Here is a 19,314-nt window from a genome sequence, read left to right as displayed (position 1 = left end):
GCATCTGCGGTAAACCTTTGGATCAGGAAAAGAGTGGGGACAGAGAATGGGCGGGCTCCGCCACGTCTTCTCACCGAACGACCAGCGAGCTATCCCGGTTTGGTGTCACTCTGGTGACGCCGGTGCTGCCTCCCCACGGTTTGCGGCCGTTCCCTGAAAGGCGGCTCGGGCCTGGAGTGGCCGGACATCGCCGTCACGCCCCAGTCGGCCTTGATCCTGCAGCAAGGACGTGGATTCGCCCCGGTCATGCTGTATCGAGACCGCATGACCGACGCCCCGCCGCCCCGCCACAGACGCTCCGGCCTGTTCGCGCCGATCGGCCTGTTCATCATCGCCCTGATCGCCTGGTCGATCTGGTGGTTCGTGCTGGCCGGTCAGGTCCGCAGCCAGCTGGACCAGCGGGTCGAGGCCATGCGCGCCGGCGGCTGGGACGTGACCTACACCGGTCTCGGGACAACGGGCTGGCCGTTCCGCGTGCGGCTGGGGGCCGGGAACGTCTCGATCACCGCGCCCTCGGGTCTGGCGGTCGCCGCACCCGATCTGGCGGCCGAGGCCAATGCCTGGAATCCGGACAAATGGGTGCTGATCGTCGGCGACGGTCTGGTTGTGGACCGGCCCGGCAAGGGCAAGGTCGCGGTGCGGGGCCGGTTCATCCGCGCCAGCGTCCACGGCCTGACCCAGCGCTGGCCCAATGTCGCGGTCGAGATGGCCGATCCGGAGTTCACCTCACACGAGGGCTCGGAGGTCTTCCCCATCTCGCGCGCGGCCAAGGTCGAGTTCTATCTGCGTCCGCATCTGGCCCCCGCCGGAACGCCGGGCGCCGACACCAGCGTCGACCTCCTGTTCCGCCTGATCGACGCCGAGGGCCGGCCCGGCGGCCCGGTCGAGGGGATGGCGCGTAACGGCAGGCTGACCGCCCAGATCGAGACCGTCATCGAGGACGCCGACAGGCTTCAGGGCGCGGACGCCGCCGGGGTCTTCGCCGCCTGGACCCGTGCCGGGGGCCGCTTCACCGCCGTGCGCGGCGAACTCTCGGCGGGAGAGAGCCGCGCCACCCTGTCCAGCGACGTCCTGTCGGCTTCCGCCGACGGTCGCCTCCAGGGCGTCATCTCCCTGCAGGCCGTCAAGCCGATGGCCGCCATCGCCGGCCTGGCCGGGTCGGACGGCGGCTCGGTCAATCGCGTGGGGGCTGCGGGGGCCGCCGCCGCGACCGCCGTCCGGGGCGACGACGACATGGCGCTGGAGCTGACCTTCCGGGACGGCCGCACCTTCCTCGGACCGTTCGCCATCGTCCCGGCGCCCAAGCTGTTCTGAGCGGTTCGATGGCGAGGAAGCACGGCGCACTGCTGGAAGAACCGAAGGTCGACACCGACCGGCTGGTGCTGGATCAGGCCCTGATCGAGGCCCTGACCGGCCGGCTGGCAGCGGGTCCGGAGACCTCGCCCGACGCCTCGACCCTGGCCCTGCGCGCCCTGCTGGCCGAGACCTGTGACGGGCATCAGTCCGCGATGCTGCGCGCCCTGTGGGGTCGGATCGAGGCCCGAAACGGAGCCCCGCTGGTCGTCGCCGGCCCCGCCGCCCGGCTTCTGGCCGCAGACCGGTTCGGCCTGTCGGCCCAGGTCGCCGCCGATCCCGACGCGGCCCTCGCCCAGGCCGCCTCCGGGGCCCGGGCCCTGGTCGACCTCGCGACCGGTCGTCCCTGGTGGGGCAAGCTGCTGGCCCGGCCCGAGCTTCAGGTCATCGCTGCCCTGCCCGACAATCGTGACGGCCTTCCCTCCGCCCTGATGGTCGCCGCCTCGCCCACCGGCCCGACCGGTGAGGACCGCACCTTCTGGGTGACGGACTCCAGCCTGCCGGGCAATCGGATCGTCGAGACCCTGTCGGCCTGCGGCCTCGTCGCGCGTCCGCTCGCCTCGGCAGGCGGCTTGAATCTGTTCATGCTGGCGGGCTATGTGCAGGCCGAAGACGGGCGGCTATCGGCGGCCCCCGGCGCCCTGAAGGGCGTGATCGGCGCCGCTCCCCTGTTCTGATCGCAAGGCTTCCCATGACCGACGCGCCCGCGCCCAAGCCCGGTATCCTCGACATCGCCCCCTATGTCGGCGGCAAGTCGTCGATCGTCGGCATCGCCGAGCCGATGAAGCTGTCCTCGAACGAGAACGCGCTCGGTGCCGGCTCCAGGGCTCGCGAAGCATACGAAGCGGCGATCAAGAACATTCACATCTATCCCGATGGCCGCGCGACCAAACTGCGGACAGCTGCGGCCGAGCACCATGGGCTGGAGCCCGAGCGGCTGATCTTCGGCAACGGTTCGGACGAGGTTTTCGCCCTTCTGAACCAGACCTATCTGACGCCGGGCGACAACATCGTCACCGGCCAGTACGGCTTCCTCGCCTATCGCATCAGCGCCCTCGCTTGCGAGGCCCAGGTCAAGCTGGCACCCGAACCCGGATACAAGGCCGAGGTCGACGCGCTTCTGGCAGAGGTCGATGAGCGGACAAAGATCGTCTACGTCTCAAACCCCTCGAACCCGACCGGCAGCTACAACTCGGGCGAGGAAATCCGCCGCCTGCACGAGGCCCTGCCACCGCACATCCTGCTGGTCGTCGACGAGGCCTATGCCGAGTTCGTTTCCGAGTCGGACTGGGAGACGGCCTTCCCGATGGCCCGCGATGCGGCCAACATCGTCGTCACCCGTACCTTCTCCAAGATCCATGGCCTCGGCGGCCTTCGCATCGGTTTCGGCTACGCGCCCGTCGCGGTGGCGGAAGCGGTCGACCGCATTCGCCTGCCGTTCAACGTCTCGGTGCCCGGCCTCGACGCGGCCACCGCCGCCCTCGGGGACGAGGCACACCAGAAGGCGTCACGCGACCTGGTCCAGACCTGGCGTCCGCGCCTGACCCAGGCCATCCGCGGCTTCGGCTTCGAGGTCCTGCCCAGCGCCGGCAACTTCGTCCTGGTCCTGTTCCGGGACGAGAAGCGCAACGCCGCGGCCGCCAGCGACTATCTCAACTCCAAAGGCATCATCGTCCGCCCGGTCGGCGGCTATGGCATCCACGACGGCCTGCGCATCACCGTGGGCACTGAGGACCAGAACCGTGCGGTGATCGATGCTCTCAGCGAGTTCGCCGCGACTTGATGTAGGGCGCAACCGCTCGGCTTGCGGAGCCTCGCTGCTTGAGCGCGGGCTGCTTCAGGTGAGGAGTGCGTTGGACGCCGTCTCGATGCGCAGTTCCAGCTCGGCCATGAAGGGTGCCCGCTTCATATTCGCCTCGATCGGCGGCAGGAATTCATAGACGACCGTGCCCGGATAACGGCGGAAGCCATGGGCAGGCCAGTGAACCCCGGCGTTGGTCGCGACGGGCGTGCAGGGCAGTTCAAGGTCGCGGTACATGGCCATCACGCCGGGCTTGTAGTCGGGAACTGCGCCGACCGGGGCGCGGGTGCCCTCCGGGAAGATCCAGATCTGACGACCCTCGGCCGAGCGCGCCCGGGCCTGTTTGACCATGTCGCGCAGGGCCTTGGAGGCGGCGGACCGATCCACGGAGATCATCTTCGTCTTCCAGGCGAACCAGCCAAAGAAGGGCAGGATCATCAGCTCCTTCTTGGTGATGATGCAGGGGTCCGGCAGCACCACGAAGGGGATGATGATGTCCAGCATCCCCTGGTGCTTGCAGGCCAGCAGGGCGCGGCCGGTCGGGCGATGTTCGAGCCCGCGGAATTCGACCTTGATGTCGGTGATCCAGTCCAGGCCCAGCAGAACGGAGCGGGCCCACATCTGGACGACGCCCAGGGCGTAGCGATGCGGCAGCACCAGCGCCGGTGACATGCCGACCGCGAAAATCGCCAGCGACAGGTAGAGCCAGGCGACGAAGACCAGGGAGCGGATCGTGTTCACTGGCTGTCGGCCTTCGGGGCGGGGGCTTCTTCTGTGGGCGTTTCGACGGACGGTCGTTCGTTGTGGCCGGTCACCCTGTGCAGCGCCTCACGGCCGAGGACTGCGAGATATTTGACGTACTCCAGCGTCATCCGGCGCGCCGTCACCGCCGCCCGCCACCAGCGCGAGTTGTCCAGCGTGGGCGTCGACACCGCATAGGGCGTCAGCTCCAGATCCGGCGCGGCGCTGCGGAGCTCCAGCAGCGAACGCGGCATATGGTAGTCCGAGGTGACGACAATCAGACGGTCATAGCCCTTGGCCCGGGCCCAGGCGGCGATCTCCCGGGCATTGCCGCCCGTGTCCTCGGCCTCGAAGCCGAGATCGACGCAGCAGTTGAACAGGCGGTTGGAGCCGGGGGTCAGTTCGCGCAACTCCTGGCGACGGACTTCCCGGTTGACGCCGGAGATCAGGACGCGTTCGCCCTTGTCCTGCTCCAGAAGGCGTATCGCGGCGTTAACCCGTTCGGCAGAGGGTCCGGTCAGGGCGACGATGCCGTCGGCGCGCTCCGGCTCGGGCGCAGGCGTGAAAGCGCGGACCCGGTCGGCGAAGGCGAACAGCCCCACCAGCCAGATCAGGGCCACGATGCCCACAAGCGCCAGAAACTTCATGCTTGATCCTAGCCGCCGGCCTGGGACGCGCCAAGCCTCGCCATCTCTCGCCCGGCGCTTAGTTGCGCCGCAACAAGCGCCACCGTAGCGGCGACCAGAGGGCATGGCGAGAGCATGAGAATGTCGGCCCAGGCGACGGGCAGGGCGGGGGTCAGCCCCTCGGATCCGCCGAGGACCCGCAGCAGGGCCAGAAGGGCTGTGGCTGTCGCCGATCCGGCCGCACCGGCGACCAGGGCCAGCAGGGCGAACCGCCGCTGGAACAGCCAGGCGATAGAGGCGTCGGTGGCGCCCGACAGGCTGAGGGTCTCGATGACGGAGCGGCGCGCCTGGATGCCCGCACGGACGGCGTAGATGATGGCCGCGCCCGCCGCGAAGGCGGTTGTCAGGAAGGCGGCGAGTGCGAGGACGGTGATCAGCATCGCAGACCGTTCGACCTCGCCGCGCCAGAGGCTGTGGTCGTCGACGGTGGCGTCGAGCCCCGCCTCGGCCAGGGCGCGGCCCAGGGTCAGGGCGCTGGCGGGCGCGTCCCTGTCGAGGCGGACCGTGACCAGATAGGGCAGGGGCAGGTCGGCGAGCACCGCCTCGCCGATCCACGGCCGCAGCAGGGCCTCGGCGGTCTCGCGGTCCATGGCGGCGGCTTCGGCCACACCGTTGACCCCGGCCAGGGTCTCGGCGGCGCGCGCGGCGGCGGTGTCGCCGCTCTCGCCGACGCGGGGCCGAACCTGGACGGTGGCTTCCGCGCGGAGCGCCCGCGCCCAGCCGTGCGCCGCCCGGTCCGCCGATACGGCGCCGACGGCTGCGAGACAGGCGAGGAAACAGAGGACGGCGATGACCGCACCCAGCCAAGGCTCGCCGGCCGCGTCGCGGGGCAACAGGCCGCTTTCGGGCCGGGCCGGGCGGCGAGCCGGCGCGGGGCCGAACACTGTGGACCAGCGAATCACGTTGCGGCCCCCGAAATGCGGCCATCCCGCAGAACCAGCCGCCGCGCCCCCGATCGCTCCGCCAGGGACTCGTCGTGGCTGGCGATCAGCACTGTGGTGCCCAGCCTGTTCAGGGCCTGGAACAGCGTCAACAATCGGTCGGCCATGGCCGGGTCGACGCTGCCGGTCGGCTCATCGGCCAGAATCAGGTCCGGCCTGGCCATCACCGCGCGGGCGATTGCGAGCCGCTGCTTCTCTCCACCGGACAGGGCGGTCGGCAGGGCGTTCGCCCTGTCCGCCAGCCCGACCCAGGCCAGCATTTCCTCGACGTCGGCGGCGTAGTCGGATCGCTTCCCGCCCCTGACCCGCAAAGGAAGGGCGGCGTTGTCGAAGACGCTGAGATGATCCAGCAGGCGGAAATCCTGGAAAACCACGCCCATACGTCGGCGCCAGTCGGGCCGGTCCTTCGACGAGACCTCCGTGAGATCATGCCCGAACAGCGAGATCCGTCCGTCGGTGGGGCGGTCGGCGAGGGTCAGAAGACGCAGCAGAGAAGACTTTCCCGCTCCGGACGCGCCGGTAAGGAAGTGGAAAGAGCCGCGCGGCAGGATGAGGTTAACGTCCCGCAGCACGCCGGGCGATTCGGCATAGCCGAAGCTGACCGCCGACAGGCGGACGGTTTCGGGCGAAGGCGCGGATTCGGCGGCGCGACGGGGCGACTGAGGCATCGATTGTTTTCGTTAGGACCGGAGCGCGTAGCGTTCCGACAGGAGGGGGCCGGCGAGCGGCCTCGCAGTCAGCGACCATGATACTGACCTGCCCGTCCTGCGCCACCAGCTATTTTGCCCCCGACGGTGCCATTCCGCCCGGCGGACGCAAGGTCCGCTGCCAGTCCTGCGCCCACGTCTGGCACGGAGTGCCGACCGACGAGCCGCTCGAGCTGACGGCCGAGAGCGCGTCGGCCGTCGCGCCGGAGCCCAGAACGTTCGACGACGCTCCGCCGGTCGCGCCCGAGACCCCGGCACCGGAGCTGCCCAAGGCTTTCCGTGCTCGCGCCGAGCAACAGCGTCGACTGCGTCGCGCCGCGACCCACGGCGCGGTCTGGGCCGGGCTGGCCAGTATGTTCGTCGGCCTGATCGGCGCCGGATGGTTGTTCCGCGTCGAAGTGGTCGAGCTGTATCCCCGTGCCGCCGCCGCCTACGCCATGGTCGGCACACCGGTGAACGCGGTCGGGCTGGAGTTCGAAGCTGTGACCGCAAAGGCCGTGGCCGATCGTCCGGACATGGTCATGGTGTCGGGTGCCCTGAGGAATGTCCGCGATCGAGAGATCGTCGCGCCGCCGGTGCGGGTCGCCCTGCTGGACGCTCACGGGGCCGAGGTCGGCTTCGCCCTGATCGAACTGGAAGGCGCGCCGGTCCTGCCGGGCGGCGTCCAGGGCTTCGCCGCCCTGATCCGCGATCCGGGCGCCCACGGCGTCGAGATCAAGTACGACTTGGCCAGCGCCGGGACGGAACAGGCCACTCATGCGCAAGCAGCCCCGGCCGCCCACGCCCGTCCGCTGCCGACGCCCGACGAGCATGGAATGCGTCCGGCCCTGATCGAGGAGACCCCGACGACTCACGAAGAGCCGGTCGAGGCCGAACCTGTCCATGCCGAACCGGCGCATGATGCAGCGGAAAGCCATGGGGCTATCGACAGCCATGGGGCCGAGGCGGTATCCGCCTCGCATGGCTGAAGCTCCCCCGACGCCCACCCTTCTTCTCCCCGAAGCCGAAATCGGCAGGATCGTCGCTGATCTGGCTGAACGGATCGCACCCGTCATCGACGACGAGACGGTCGCGGCAGTGCTGCTGACCGGCGGGCTCTGGTTCGCGGCCGACCTGACCCGGGCCCTGTCGCGGATCGGGCGGCAGGTCCGCTTCGACGCCCTGTGGCTGGCGTCCTATGGCGACGAACAGTCGAGCAGGGGTCGGATCGACGTCCATGCGCCGTTCCAGCGGTCCCTGAAGGACCGCAAGGTGCTGATCCTCGACGACGTGTTCGATACCGGCCTGTCGCTGGCGGAGGCGGTGCGCCATGCAAAGGACGCGGGCGCCGCCGAGGTCCTGACCTGCGTCTTCGCGCGCAAACCCTGGCCGAAGCCGCGCGCGCCGGAGCCGGACTTCGTCGGTTGGGAGGCTCCGGACCGATTCCTGGTCGGATATGGCCTGGACCATGCGGGCGCGCTGCGCGGCCTGCCGGACATCTGCGCGCTGGATTAGTCCCCCGCCAGGGCCGCCAGCACGCCCTTGCCGTAACGATCGATCTTGGACTGGCCGACGCCTGAAATCGCGGCGAGAGCGTCGAGCGAGCCCGGTTCGCGCTGGGCGATCTCCAGCAGGGTCTTGTCCTGGAAGATGACATAGGGCGGGACGTGCTGTTCAGCGGCGCGGTCGCGACGCCAGGCGCGCAGCGTCTCGAAGCGGGCGCGGACATCGGCATCGAGGGCCTCGACGGCGGCGTTCCGGTCGTTGCGGGTCCGGCTTCGCGGATTGCCCGAGCGCGTGGCGGCGTCGAAGCCCGCAGGGGTGCGGCGCACCTCGACCGCGATCTCGCCGCGGTAGACGGCGCGGACGCGTTCAGCGTCGCCGAGACCGACCAGCGGCTTGCCGTCGTTGGGGTCTTCCAGCAGCAGGCCTTCAAACATCAGGTGGTCGACGATGTCGCGCCAGCCGGTGGGGGCGATGTCCTTGCCGATACCCCAGGTGGAGAGGTCAGACTCCCACGGCTGGACATCCCTGGTCTTGCCCAGCAAGTGATCGACGATCCGACCCTTGCCGAACCGGCCGCCGAGGCGCTGGACCGCCGCGAGCGCCTTCTGGGCCGGGACGGTGGCGTCGTAGAGGGCCGGCGGGTCGGAACAGACGTCGCAGACGCCGCAGGGGCCGGCGTCGGTCTCGCCGAAATAGCGACGCACGGCCTGGGGCCGACAGGTCGCGCCGTCCAGCATGGCGAACAACTGCCGGGCCTTGCGCGTCTGGACCTGTTTGACATCCTCGGCCATGGGGCGGCTGTCGAGGCGTTTCAGGGTCCATGTGATGTCGGACGGGCCATACAGGGTGATGCCCTCGGCCGGCTCGCCGTCGCGGCCGGCGCGGCCGATCTCCTGCCAGTAGGCTTCCAGCGAACCGGGCGGATCGGCGTGGATGACGAACCGGACGTCGGCCTTGTCGACCCCCATGCCGAAGGCGATGGTCGCGACCATGACGGCACCGTCCTCGGCCAGGAACCGTTCGAGCCGCTTGTCGCGCTCCTGGCCCGGCATACCGGCATGATAGGCGATGGCGTTGGTGCCGGCGGATTTCAGGGCGTCGGCGACGCGCTCGCAGCCGTCGCGGCTGCCGCAATAGACGACGCCCGACTGGCCCTTCCGGGCGCGGACCAGTTCGATGACGTGGGCGTCGGTCCTGGCCCGTGAGGCGCTTTCCTTGCGGATGGCCGAGAGCTGCAGGTTCGGGCGGGCGAAGCTGTCGACGAAGACGGCCGCGTGTTCGAGGTGGAGCGAGGCCAGGATGTCGTCGCGGGTACGGGCGTCGGCGGTGGCGGTGACGGCGATCCGGGGCACACCGGGGAACAGTTCGCCGAGCCGACCCAGGGTCCGGTAGTCGGGTCGGAAGTCATGGCCCCATTGAGAGACGCAGTGGGCCTCGTCGATGGCGATCAGCGACAGGGGCAGGTCGCGCAGACGGTCGGTCAGGGCACCGGAGGCCAGGCCTTCAGGCGAGACATAGAGCAGGTCCAGTTCGCCGGATTGGGCCGCGCGCAGGACATCGGTGCGCTCGTTCAGCGACAGGCCGGAATCGAGACGGGCGGCGGCTACGCCCTGCTGTTTCAGCGCCTCGACCTGGTCCGTCATCAGGGCGATGAGGGGCGAGATGACCAGGCCGAGACCGGGGCGCAGGATGGCCGGGATCTGGTAGCAGACGCTCTTGCCACCGCCGGTCGGGAGCACCGCGAGGACGTCGCGCCCGGCCATGATCTCGGTGACGACCCGGGCCTGCAGCCCGCGGAAGTCGGCATGGCCCCAGACCCGCTCCAGCGTCTGCCGCGCGGCGTCGAGGCCGGGCAGAGGTGTCTGTGAGTCGGCGAGCATCGGCGGCTTGTGCCCGATCTGTTCCGGGGTGTCACGCCGCTGTGAGCGGTTCCGCCCACCCAGTCCGCGAGATCGCGTCGGCGGCTAGACCTTCTTGAACCAGAAAGAGGCTCCGTAGAGGTTCAGCTTTTCCAGCGGGCCTTTTCGGAGAGCCGAAGCGGCGCGCTCGAACAATTCAGCGTCCCGGTGGGCGAACCAGCAGGGGAACAGGATCTCAAACCGGTTCTCGCCGAACAGCAGGGCAGTGGCCAGCAAATACTGCTCGTTCCACAAGCGATCCACGTGTCCCGAAATGTAGTCGTCGGGCAGGTAGATGTCATGGACATGGAGTATAACACCCGGTTTCACACGGGGGAGGATTTCCATGAAGAAGACGGTGACGTCCGATCCCTGGAAGCAGCGGTGTGAGCTGTCGAGAAACAGGATGTCCCCCGGCTCGAGCGCTTCGAACAGGCTGAGATCGGTCTCTTCCAGAGGTTGCCGAATGACCTGATCGCACAGGGTGTCGATTTCATTCCTGGGCTGTGGATCGATGGACGTGAGATGGGTTCTCAGGCCGTAGAGTTCGACCGCGCGGCGGGCGACCTTGGTTGAGACGCCCGACCCGATCTCGACAAAGCGAGGGGGGTCGAGCTGCCTCAGGAAGTGCGTCAGAACCATTGTGTCGAGCGGAGGGAACCAGGCATTTATCCAGAAGGGATCCCGGTCGCCGTAGCTTCCGCCCAGAGGCACGGCGGTGAAGTCGGACTGCAGCCCCCCCATGTCGTCGATGACGGCTTCGTAGCGTCTACGCCCTTTTTCGATGATCTCGGTCAGCTCAGGGTGGGACGGTCGGCCCGCGCCGTAGCGGATCGTCGCGCGGTAAGGATAGTCGATCGCGTTGAACTCGCGCGTTCTGTCGTCGGTGCTGAAGATCGGCGGAGCGCCGGGGGCTCCGAGCGCGACAGCGAGATCCGAGCGGATTCCCCAGTCCTCGGGATCCGAGGCCGCAGCGGCCCTGAGCATCTCGAGCCCCTCGTCCGCGCGCCCCAATTTTACCAGGGCGATTCCGAGAAACCTTTGTGTCGGAGCGTGTCCCGGAGCCTGGGCGAGCACGCGTCTCAGACCGAGTTCGGCGTGATTGAGCAAGTGATCACGAATCCACGCCACGCCTTGATCGAAGGGCTTCTGAAGCGGCTTGGGCAGTGTTGATGGCATGGGCGCTTTTAAAGGTGGTGGAGTTCAAGAAGGCAAGCACGGGATCGACTTTCGTCCGGTTGACCGAACACGCACTCGGCTGGGGATGTCACGATCGGGACGATCCCGGTCCGGCCCGCCCCTGGACGATCACGGCCTTGCGTCGCTTACGGCGCAGTTGCCGCAGGTGAGAAACCCCCTCGGCCTTGTCGTACCGGCTCCAGGGTTTAGGTTGGCTCATGCTCTCGATGAACCTTGCCGACCGGATGCATCCCAGCCCGCCCTCCTGGGCGCAGGCCCTGTTTGCCTCGTCTCTGGTCGCGGCCGGAGACGCGGGTGACGCAAGGATGTGGACCGTCGAAGATCCGCTATCGAACGCCACGTTAACAGAGCAGTTCACTGTCCGTGCAGCCGAATACGACAGCCGCTATGCCCATTCTGAGCACTTCCTCCGCCTTTTCAAAACAGCGTTCGCTGCGGCCGGAGTGGCGCTTCCGGCCGGCCCGACCATTCTCGATCTGGGCAGCGGATCGGGCGTCAACTCGGTGCTGCCGTGCCTCGAGCTTTTCGATGACCCCGCTATCGTCGCCACCGACCTCTCGCCGCAGCTGATCGGCATGCTCGCGCGCCGCATCGCCGACCACGGCCGGACCGCCCGGGTTCTGCCGGTGGTGATGGACGCGATGTCAGAGCATGTGCAGCCCGGCCGGTTCGACCTGGTGACAGGCGCTGCCATTCTTCATCACCTGGAGGAGCCCGAACGTTGTCTCGCCGCGGCTTTTCGAGCGCTCAAGCCGGGGGGCACGGCGATTTTCTTCGAGCCGTTCGACGGCTACTGCTTGCTGCGACTGGCTCACCAGAGGATTCTCGCAGAAAGTCGCCACTTGCCGCTCGACCCGGTTATCGCCGAGGTGCTGGGCCGAATGATCGCCGACACTGCAGCTCGCACCCACCCGGACTCGTCCTCGGCCGCCTGGCGGGGGCTTGACGACAAATGGCTGTTCTCGCGGGAGTATATCGAGGCCGCCGCTTCGGCCGCCGGCTTTGCGCGGGTCGCCTTCGTACCCCACAGCGACAATTCCCACCTGTTCCGGAACTTTGGCAATATCCAGCTGGGCCTGGCGACCGGTCGATCCGACCTCGCGATGCCGGCCTGGGCGAACGGCATCCTCGACGAGTTCGACGACGCCATCACCGCTGCAGGAAAGCGCGCGATGATGCTGGAAGGAACGGTCGTGCTGACCCGAGGGCCAGACCTGAACCGCTAATCCCTCAGCAACTCGTTGACGGCCGTCTTGGCGCGGGTCTGGGCGTCGACGCGTTTGACGATGACGACGCAGTAGAGGGACGGGCCGCCGGCGGGGTCGGGGAGGGAGCCGGGGACGACGACCGACCAGGCGGGGACCTCGCCGCGCGTGATCTCGCCGGTGGCGCGGTCGACGATTTTCGTGGACGCCGACAGATAGACGCCCATCGACAGGACCGCGCCCTCGCGCACGATGACCCCCTCGGCGACCTCGGCGCGGGCGCCGATGAAACATCCGTCCTCGATGATGGTCGGGTTGGCCTGAAGCGGCTCGAGGACGCCGCCGATGCCGACGCCGCCCGACAGGTGCACATTCCTGCCGATCTGGGCGCAGGAGCCGACGGTGGCCCAGCCGTCGACCATCGAACCCTCGCCCACGTAAGCGCCGATGTTCACGAAGGACGGCATCAGGATGACGTTCCGGTCGACGAAGGCGCCTTTCCTTACGATCGAGCCGGGGACGGCGCGGAAGCCGGCCTCCCTGAACTCGTTGGCGGTCCAGTCGGCGAACTTGTTGGGCACCTTGTCGTACCAGGGGCCGACGGCGGGGGCACCGCCGCTGGAGGAAGGCGCCGACAGGCCGCTCTCGCCGGCGCGCATGATCTCGTTGTCGTTGAGGCGGAAGGACAGCAGCACCGCCTTCTTCAGCCACTGATGCGTGGTCCAGACGCCGTCGTCGCCGCGCGAGGCGACGCGGGCCTGACCAGAGTCCAGCAGGTCGATGGCGGTGTCGACGGCCTTGCGGACTTCCCCGTGGGTCGAGGGCGAGAGGTCGGCGCGCGCCTCCCAGGCGGCTTCGATGACGGCTTCGAGCTGGGCGAGGTCGGTCATGCGGCGTCCTTCAGGGCGTAGGGGGTGAGGAAGTCGAGGAGGTCGGGCGCGGTTGCGTCGATCCAGTCGCCGGTCGCCAGACCCCGGGCCGCCAGGTGTTCGGATGTGGCGATCAGCACGGTGGTCATGCCCATGGCCCTGGCCGGCTCGAGGTTGCGGGGCGTGTCCTCGAAGAAGACCGCGTGCTTCGGATCGATCCCGAACCGCTCAAGGAAATGGCGATAGGTCGCCGGGGCGGGCTTGGGCGTCAGGTCCATGTCCTCAATGGCGAAGACGCCGTCGATCAGGTCTGTGATGCCGATGCGATCGAGCACGCGCGAGGCGTGGCTGCGGGCCCCGTTGGTCAGGACGAATTTCCGCCCCGGCAGGCCGGCGATCACCTTTGCCAGTGCCGGACTGGGCTCCAGCGAGTCCAGCGGCACGTCGTGGACTTCGCGGAGGAATTTCTCCGGATCGACGGCGTAGTTGGCCATCAGCCCGGCCAGGGTCGTGCCGTGTTCGTTCAGGAACTGACGCTGAAGCGTCCTGGCTTCGTCGGCAGGCAGGCCGACGGCGTCCACCATGAAGGCGTTGATCCGGCCCTGGACGAGACCCATCACGCCTTGTTCAGGCGGGTAGAGGGTGTCGTCCAGGTCGAAGACCCAGGCGTCGATGTGGCCGAGGTCCGGTTGGGAAACGGCGGCTCTCACGCTTTCACCAGAGTGCCCGCGCCGTATTCGGTGAACAGCTCGACCAGCATGGCGTGGGGACGGCGGCCGTCCAGGATGACCACGGCCTCGACGCCGGCGCGGACCGCGGCCATCGCCGTTTCCAGCTTGGGGATCATGCCGCCCGAGGCGACGCCCTCATCGATGAGGGTTTGCGCCTGTTCAAGCGTCATCTGGCGGATGATCTCGCCGTTCCTGTCGAGCACCCCCTTCACATCGGTCAGCAGCAGCATGCGTTTGGCGTTCAGCGAACCGGCGACAGCGCCGGCGACGGTGTCGGCGTTGACGTTGTAGGTCTGGCCGTCCTCGGCGACGCCGATGGGGGCGATGACGGGAACCCAGTCGTCGGTCTCTGAGGCGATCAGGCCGGCGATCAGTTTGGGATCGACCTTCGTGGGCTCGCCGACGAAGCCGAGGTCGACCTCATGTTCGATCAGACTGTCGGGATCGCGCTTTGTGCGGGTGGTCTTCTCGACCGTCAGAAGGCCGGCGTCCTTGCCCGACAGGCCGATGCCGCGCACGTCGGCCTCCTTGCCGGCGACCGAGATCCAGTGGGCGATCTCCTTGTTGACAGCGCCCGACAGGACCATCTCGGCAACGGCCATGGTGTCCCTGTCGGTGACGCGCAGGCCGTCGACGAAGCTGGATTTCACCCCCGCTTTCTCCAGCATGGCGCTGATCTGGGGTCCGCCGCCGTGGACCACGACCGGGTTCACGCCCATCAGCTTCAGCAGGACGACGTCGGCGGCGAACTGCTTCGCTACGGCCGTCTCGCCCATGGCGTGGCCGCCGTATTTGATGACCACGGTCTCGCGGTCATAGATCTGGATAAAGGGAAGGGCTTCGGCCAGCGTCTTCGCCGTGGCCCAGCCGCGTTCCTCGGATTGCCGCTCGTTCTCGTCCATGGCGGGGCTGATACCGGCGAGGCCTCGCCGTGTCACGGCCCAACCTTGGTGGATCGCTCTTGATCCAATGCCATCAGTTGTGCAGACGGTCGATCCGTCAGGTCCTGCGGGACGACGCGTGCAGGGCTGATTCATGGACAGAACCGAAAAGATCCTGGCCCGCGTTCCGGACGGCGGTCGGATCTTGGAGTTTGGTCCCAGTTTCGCTCCAGTCGTCCCGAAAGCCTTTCGAGACAATGTCTTCACGCTCGATCATGGCGATCAGACCGAACTCCGGGCGAAATACGAGCCCTTGGGCGTCGATATCAGCAAGATCGAGCCTGTCGATTTCGTCTGGAAAGGCGGGCCGATCGATGAGGCGATCCCGAGAGAACTTCACGGCACCTTCGATGCCGTGATCGCGAGTCACGTCCTGGAGCATATTCCCGATCCGATCCGCTTCTTCCAGTCAGTCGGCCTGCTGTTGAAGGACGGTGGCGTGCTGTCCCTCGCCAATCCAGATCAGCGCTACTGCTTCGATCTGCTGAAGCCGACTACGACATCGGCCGACCTTCTTGAAGCCTATGAGTTGAAACGCGACCGTCATACGCGCAAGGCTCTGCATTATTTGAACTATTTCAGCGTCAACAACAACGGAGCCGGCGTCTGGGGGGTCGGTGATGCGATCGGCGATCTGACGTTGAACAATCCCGTCCTCGGCTATGTTCCGCCCCAGCCGGGCGAGGACGAAGTCTACACCGACTGTCACGCCTGGTTCTTCACTCCGTCGAGTTTCGCCCTGATCGTGCTGGAGCTCAGCGCACTGGGTCTGGTTCCCTTCAAGACAGAAGACATGTTCGAACCGTGGGGGTGCGAATTCTACGCAAGTCTGGTCAAGGGCCCGGGACCGAATCCCGCCGCGATCGCCGCCCACCGGCTGGAACTGCACCACAAGATGCGTCAGGAGATGCAAGCTCAGATCGAGACCTGGGCTAGGGCCTGCTAACCCGTATCCGTCCCGACCCGGCAACGCGAGTCGGTTGTCCGGGCTGGCCAGGGAACCGTCCTTGAACGACGTCCCGGCTTGGCCAGCAGGCGCACATATTGCTTGCTCGCGAGAAGTTGTAACTATGACCGCTGCAAGTGGCTATGTTGGCTTATAGATCAGCTGCGAGACGACCTCGGGGCGCGTCAGAGCGGAGCAGCGGCGCATGTCGAATTTCGAAGGTGGCGGTCAGGCTGACGGCGTGCAGGGCCTTGCCTATAACCTGAGTGGCAGATGTTCTTGCGGATGCGGCGGATCCGCACATGTCGTTGTCGATGATGGACAACTGCTGCCGTTCAACGCCCTGAACGGCGACGATCGCGGCGGAGGTGTCGTACAGCCGAACGGAAAGGTCTCGTTCGACACGAACGAAGCCGCCGTGCAGTTGACGCGCTCCGGACTCAGCTGGGCGACCGGACTGGGCCAGGCCGTCACGGTCACCTATGCCTTCCGGTCGACCGCGCCGGGCACCTTGCCTACGGACGTCGCCGGCTTCTCGCGCTTCACCGAGGCACAGATCAACGCCACGCTTCTGGCGCTGGCCTCCTGGTCGGACGTGGCCAACATCACGTTCCAGCGGGTCACTACTGAAGGTGCCTACAGCAACAACGCCACGATCCTGTTCTCGAATTACGCTTCGGGCGAGGCGGGTTCGGCCGCCTTCGCCTATCTGCCAGGCTCCGCCTCGACGACGTCGAACGCCGGTGACGTCTGGGTCAACGTCTCACAACCTTCCAATGCCAACCCGGTTCTTCTGGCCTACGGACAACAGGTCCTGACCCACGAGATCGGGCATGCCATCGGCCTGTCTCACCCCGCCGCGTACAATGCGGGCGAGAACGTCACCATCACCTATGCCGCTGACGCAGTCTACTACGAGGACTCGCGACAGTATACCGTGATGAGTTACTTCGCTTCGACGAACACCGGAGCGTCTCTGGGTGGAAACTTTTCTTCCGCACCTCTAATGGACGACATCGCTGCGGCTCAGCGTCTCTACGGCGCCAACATGACGACTCGCACCGGTGACACGGTCTATGGTTTCAACTCAAACGCCGGCCAGCCTTGGTATTCCGCCACGAGCGCCACGAGCGCGCTCGTCATGGCGATCTGGGACGCGGGCGGGACCGATACGCTCGATGCATCGGGCTATTCGCAGAACCAGGTGCTTGATCTTCGTCAGGGCGCATTCTCGGACCTGGGCGGTCTGATCGGGAATGTCTCCATCGCCTACGGCGCGGTGATCGAAAACGCGATCGGCGGAACCGGCGCTGACACCATGTTCGGCAATTCCGCCAATAATCGGCTGACCGGCGGCGGCGGCAACGACACGATAGACGGCGGGCTGGGTGACGACATCGCCGTCTACACCGGCGCGCGCTCGGCCTACACCATCACCTATCAGGGCCAGACGGCGATCATCACTGGTCCCGACGGCGTGGACAGTCTGAGGAATGTCGAGCGGGTCCAGTTTTCGGACCAGACCTTGGTTCTGGCCGCTCCTGTCGGTGGAATTTCGATCACCGGAGACGCCGCCGACAACACGATCCAGGGCACCGGGTTCGCGGATGGTCTCTACGGTCTGGGCGGCAACGATATACTGAACGGACTGGACGGAGCCGACCTGCTCGACGGCGGGGCCGGGAACGATCGCCTCTCGGGCGGGGCCGGGACCGACACGCTCCTCGGCGGCGCCGGTGCCGATACCCTTGACGGCGGCGCGGACTTCGACTGGGCCTACTACACGACATCGACCTCGTCCGTGACGGTCGATCTCGGGACGGGGCGCGCCACGGGCGGGGCGGGCAATGATGTCCTGTCGAATATCGAGGGCGTCTGGGGCTCACCTGACATGGATCGGCTCGTCGGCAACGGCCAGGCGAACATTCTAAACGGCGGCGGCGGCAGTGATGTCCTGATCGGCGGCGGCGGCAACGACACGCTTATCCTCAGCGGCACCCCGACGGTCGTGGCTGCTCCGGACATCATCAAGGGATCCGCAACGGCAAACGCCGCGAGCGGGACAGCCATCTCGCTGGACGGCGGCTTTGACAAGGATGCAAGAACCGGGGTCGCCAACTCCACGACCATTCCGCATGCCACGGTCGTCGCCACATGCCACGGCGGTCTTGAATATTACTCGGTCACCCTCGCCGCAGGCGCGTCTTTGACGCTCGATATCGACAACGGCAGTTTCGACACCACCCTGCGGCTGTTCAATGCGGCGGGGATCGAGCTGGCCTCGAACGACGATGCCAATCCCGACGGTGGCGAACGGACGGATTCGCAGATCACCTTCACAGCGACCACGGGGGGCGTCTACTACATTCAGGTCGGTCAGTGGTCGACCGGATCCGGCGCAGACTTCACCAGCGTCGCGCCCCCCCTCGGCGGCACCTACACGCTCCACGTCTCGGCTTCGGGACACGACTTCATCACCGCAGCCCCCGTCGGCTCGACCCTGGATGGCGGTGCCGGCGACGATACGCTCACGGGCGGCTCGGCCAACGATATCTTTATCGGCGGTAGCGGCAGCGACATGATCACCGGCGGGGCCGGAATCGACACCCTGATCCTCGACCAGGCCATGGGGAACTACGTCTTCAGCTCGCTCGGGAACGGGATCTGGACCATCCTCGATCCGCAGGGCGGCCTTGATCGTGTGGACGTGGAATGGGTTCAGGCCGCAGGCTCCGGACCGATGGCGATCGCGGTTGCGGCCGCCGGCAACGGGTTCGACCCGAACCGTTACATCGCGGGCTACAACGATTTGCTTTCGGTATTCCGCAGCAATCCCTCGGCGGCCTACGACCATTTCGTTCGCTTCGGCCAAACCGAAGGCCGATCCGCGACGGCGTTCGACTCGCTGGGCTACATCGCGAGTCAAGCCGACCTGATCCGCGTGTTCGGACCGAATGCGGCAGCGGGCGCCGCCCACTATGTTCAGTTCGGCTCGCTGGAGGGTCGAGGCATAACATTCAACGGGCTGGCCTATTCCGCCAGCAACCTGGACCTGGCCCGCATTTTCGGCGGCGACCAGGACGCGGCGACGCGCCACTATATTTCGTTCGGGTTCAACGAAGGGCGGGCCACCGCCGGGTTCGATGCCGTCGGCTATCTTCTCAGCAATCCAGACCTGGGCGGCCTTGGGGCTGGCGGGGCTCTCACTCACTGGCTCGCATACGGCGCCGACGAGGGTCGCTCCGGCGATGCGATCTTCGGACGCGAGCAGACGAGCCATGCGCTGACGGGCGGACTCACCAACGGCAAGATTGATTCCGTGACCGATCGCGACTGGTTCTCCGTACAACTGACTGCGGGCCGGCAGGTCGTGCTCGACCTGGTGGACCAGCCGAACGGGCCAGGGCTCATGAGAGGCGGTACGGTCCAGCTGTACAGTGCCAATGGGACCCTGATCGCCTCGCTGCCGAATGCTGCGAACGGAGAATTGACTTACGTTCCGACGAGCAGCGGAACTTTCTATGTGGTTGTTTCGGGGGTCAATGGCGGAACAGGCGCGTACGACGTGCGGATCACCGGAACCTTCTCCGCAGGCCCCGCGATCGCCGGGGACGCCGCCGAGTCCTCGGCCTCCCCGGCGGATCCGCACGCCGATGCCGTTCTCGCGCAGTTCGCCCTGATGGCCGCCGCGAGCGCGTTTGAATTCGATCTTGCGAACGTCCCAACGAATTGGAGCGACTGGAGCGAGAACATGCCCGTTCAACTTCAGCCGGAGCCGGTTTTGTCGCTTTCCGGATGGATTGCCTGACT

The 19,314-nt window shown here is 67.1% G+C and carries 17 protein-coding genes; 8 read left to right on the top strand and 9 right to left on the bottom strand.

The annotated features are described in order from the left end of the window. Positions 1–264: 264 nt before the first annotated feature. The 3 genes from ACW18A_RS13435 to hisC are packed head-to-tail and all read left to right on the top strand — an operon-like array spanning position 265 to position 3,136. The gene (locus tag ACW18A_RS13435; protein WP_492022215.1) at positions 265–1,314 is read left to right on the top strand and encodes a DUF2125 domain-containing protein; all 1,050 of its coding nucleotides are present in this window, start codon (positions 265–267) and stop codon (positions 1,312–1,314) included. A gap of 8 nt (positions 1,315–1,322) precedes the next feature. Further along, positions 1,323–2,030 carry a hypothetical protein gene (locus tag ACW18A_RS13430; protein WP_492022214.1) on the top strand — a complete coding sequence of 236 codons (708 nt, stop codon included), beginning with the start codon at positions 1,323–1,325 and terminating at the stop codon, positions 2,028–2,030. A 14-nt stretch (positions 2,031–2,044) separates the two neighbouring features. Beyond that, positions 2,045–3,136: a histidinol-phosphate transaminase gene (hisC, locus tag ACW18A_RS13425; protein WP_492022213.1), complete on the top strand. Its 1,092-nt coding sequence runs from the start codon at positions 2,045–2,047 to the stop codon at positions 3,134–3,136. Between the two features lie 54 nt (positions 3,137–3,190). Here the strand turns inward: hisC and ACW18A_RS13420 are convergent, their stop codons facing one another. Genes ACW18A_RS13420 through ACW18A_RS13405 form a run of 4 tightly spaced genes read right to left on the bottom strand, consistent with a single transcriptional unit; the run spans position 3,191 to position 6,190 of the window. Then, on the bottom strand, positions 3,191–3,895 hold the full coding sequence (locus ACW18A_RS13420) for a lysophospholipid acyltransferase family protein (protein ID WP_492022212.1): 705 nt from the start codon (positions 3,893–3,895) through the stop codon (positions 3,191–3,193). Beyond that, positions 3,892–4,542, bottom strand: coding sequence for a YdcF family protein (locus tag ACW18A_RS13415; RefSeq protein WP_492022211.1), 651 nt, complete (start codon positions 4,540–4,542; stop codon positions 3,892–3,894). Before ACW18A_RS13415 ends, ACW18A_RS13420 begins: the two co-directional genes overlap by 4 nt. Before the next feature lie 8 nt (positions 4,543–4,550). Continuing rightward, positions 4,551–5,483: a cell division protein FtsX gene (locus ACW18A_RS13410; RefSeq protein WP_492022210.1), complete on the bottom strand. Its 933-nt coding sequence runs from the start codon at positions 5,481–5,483 to the stop codon at positions 4,551–4,553. Continuing rightward, entirely contained in the window at positions 5,480–6,190 is a 711-nt protein-coding gene (locus tag ACW18A_RS13405; protein WP_492022209.1) for a cell division ATP-binding protein FtsE, read from the bottom strand. Before ACW18A_RS13405 ends, ACW18A_RS13410 begins: the two co-directional genes overlap by 4 nt. A 77-nt stretch (positions 6,191–6,267) precedes the next feature. On the opposite strand from ACW18A_RS13405, the gene ACW18A_RS13400 reads away from it, so the two are divergent. Both ACW18A_RS13400 and ACW18A_RS13395 read left to right on the top strand, forming a co-directional pair. Continuing rightward, the gene (locus ACW18A_RS13400; protein ID WP_492022208.1) at positions 6,268–7,197 is read left to right on the top strand and encodes a zinc-ribbon domain-containing protein; all 930 of its coding nucleotides are present in this window, start codon (positions 6,268–6,270) and stop codon (positions 7,195–7,197) included. Continuing rightward, on the top strand, positions 7,190–7,723 hold the full coding sequence (locus ACW18A_RS13395; RefSeq protein WP_492022207.1) for a phosphoribosyltransferase: 534 nt from the start codon (positions 7,190–7,192) through the stop codon (positions 7,721–7,723). Before ACW18A_RS13400 ends, ACW18A_RS13395 begins: the two co-directional genes overlap by 8 nt. Here ACW18A_RS13395 and recQ read toward each other — a convergent pair. Together recQ and ACW18A_RS13385 are read right to left on the bottom strand one after the other, a co-directional pair. Beyond that, a complete protein-coding gene (gene recQ, locus ACW18A_RS13390) occupies positions 7,720–9,594 on the bottom strand; it encodes a DNA helicase RecQ (RefSeq protein WP_492022206.1) in 1,875 nt (624 codons plus the stop codon). The two genes, ACW18A_RS13395 and recQ, sit on opposite strands and share 4 nt — an antisense overlap. Positions 9,595–9,678: 84 nt before the next feature. After that, on the bottom strand, positions 9,679–10,599 hold the full coding sequence (locus tag ACW18A_RS13385; RefSeq protein WP_492022205.1) for a class I SAM-dependent methyltransferase: 921 nt from the start codon (positions 10,597–10,599) through the stop codon (positions 9,679–9,681). A gap of 410 nt (positions 10,600–11,009) precedes the next feature. Here ACW18A_RS13385 and ACW18A_RS13380 point away from each other — a divergent pair, with 410 nt between their 5' ends. Further along, positions 11,010–12,038 carry a class I SAM-dependent methyltransferase gene (locus ACW18A_RS13380; protein ID WP_492022204.1) on the top strand — a complete coding sequence of 343 codons (1,029 nt, stop codon included), beginning with the start codon at positions 11,010–11,012 and terminating at the stop codon, positions 12,036–12,038. Here the strand turns inward: ACW18A_RS13380 and dapD are convergent. From dapD to argB, 3 genes are read right to left on the bottom strand one after another with little or no spacing between them, the layout of a single operon-like run. Beyond that, positions 12,035–12,907 carry a 2,3,4,5-tetrahydropyridine-2,6-dicarboxylate N-succinyltransferase gene (gene dapD, locus ACW18A_RS13375; RefSeq protein WP_492022203.1) on the bottom strand — a complete coding sequence of 291 codons (873 nt, stop codon included), beginning with the start codon at positions 12,905–12,907 and terminating at the stop codon, positions 12,035–12,037. The genes ACW18A_RS13380 and dapD overlap by 4 nt on opposite strands. Beyond that, positions 12,904–13,596: a pyrimidine 5'-nucleotidase gene (locus ACW18A_RS13370; RefSeq protein WP_492022202.1), complete on the bottom strand. Its 693-nt coding sequence runs from the start codon at positions 13,594–13,596 to the stop codon at positions 12,904–12,906. Before ACW18A_RS13370 ends, dapD begins: the two co-directional genes overlap by 4 nt. Continuing rightward, a complete protein-coding gene (argB, locus tag ACW18A_RS13365; RefSeq protein WP_492024396.1) occupies positions 13,593–14,519 on the bottom strand; it encodes an acetylglutamate kinase in 927 nt (308 codons plus the stop codon). Before argB ends, ACW18A_RS13370 begins: the two co-directional genes overlap by 4 nt. 133 nt (positions 14,520–14,652) lie before the next feature. On the opposite strand from argB, the gene ACW18A_RS13360 reads away from it, so the two are divergent. Together ACW18A_RS13360 and ACW18A_RS13355 are read left to right on the top strand one after the other, a co-directional pair. Beyond that, entirely contained in the window at positions 14,653–15,504 is an 852-nt protein-coding gene (locus ACW18A_RS13360; RefSeq protein WP_492022201.1) for a class I SAM-dependent methyltransferase, read from the top strand. A 205-nt stretch (positions 15,505–15,709) separates the two neighbouring features. Next, positions 15,710–19,312, top strand: a complete 3,603-nt coding sequence (locus tag ACW18A_RS13355; RefSeq protein WP_492022200.1) for a M10 family metallopeptidase C-terminal domain-containing protein — start codon at positions 15,710–15,712, stop codon at positions 19,310–19,312. Positions 19,313–19,314 lie beyond the last annotated feature (2 nt).

This window comes from Brevundimonas sp. AVps5, assembly GCF_058681515.1.
This window is presented reverse-complemented; position numbering and strand designations above follow the sequence as displayed.

Coding starts and splice junctions, on each gene's coding strand:
- ACW18A_RS13435 (WP_492022215.1), top strand. CDS start 265: ATGACCGACGCCCCGCCGCCCCGCCACAGACGCTCCGGCCTGTTCGCG.
- ACW18A_RS13360 (WP_492022201.1), top strand. CDS start 14,653: ATGGACAGAACCGAAAAGATCCTGGCCCGCGTTCCGGACGGCGGTCGG.
- ACW18A_RS13430 (WP_492022214.1), top strand. CDS start 1,323: ATGGCGAGGAAGCACGGCGCACTGCTGGAAGAACCGAAGGTCGACACC.
- ACW18A_RS13355 (WP_492022200.1), top strand. CDS start 15,710: ATGTCGAATTTCGAAGGTGGCGGTCAGGCTGACGGCGTGCAGGGCCTT.
- ACW18A_RS13400 (WP_492022208.1), top strand. CDS start 6,268: ATGATACTGACCTGCCCGTCCTGCGCCACCAGCTATTTTGCCCCCGAC.
- ACW18A_RS13415 (WP_492022211.1), bottom strand. CDS start 4,542: ATGAAGTTTCTGGCGCTTGTGGGCATCGTGGCCCTGATCTGGCTGGTG.
- recQ (WP_492022206.1), bottom strand. CDS start 9,594: ATGCTCGCCGACTCACAGACACCTCTGCCCGGCCTCGACGCCGCGCGG.
- hisC (WP_492022213.1), top strand. CDS start 2,045: ATGACCGACGCGCCCGCGCCCAAGCCCGGTATCCTCGACATCGCCCCC.
- ACW18A_RS13385 (WP_492022205.1), bottom strand. CDS start 10,599: ATGCTCAGGGCCGCTGCGGCCTCGGATCCCGAGGACTGGGGAATCCGC.
- dapD (WP_492022203.1), bottom strand. CDS start 12,907: ATGACCGACCTCGCCCAGCTCGAAGCCGTCATCGAAGCCGCCTGGGAG.
- ACW18A_RS13405 (WP_492022209.1), bottom strand. CDS start 6,190: ATGCCTCAGTCGCCCCGTCGCGCCGCCGAATCCGCGCCTTCGCCCGAA.
- ACW18A_RS13395 (WP_492022207.1), top strand. CDS start 7,190: ATGGCTGAAGCTCCCCCGACGCCCACCCTTCTTCTCCCCGAAGCCGAA.
- ACW18A_RS13380 (WP_492022204.1), top strand. CDS start 11,010: ATGCTCTCGATGAACCTTGCCGACCGGATGCATCCCAGCCCGCCCTCC.
- argB (WP_492024396.1), bottom strand. CDS start 14,519: ATGGACGAGAACGAGCGGCAATCCGAGGAACGCGGCTGGGCCACGGCG.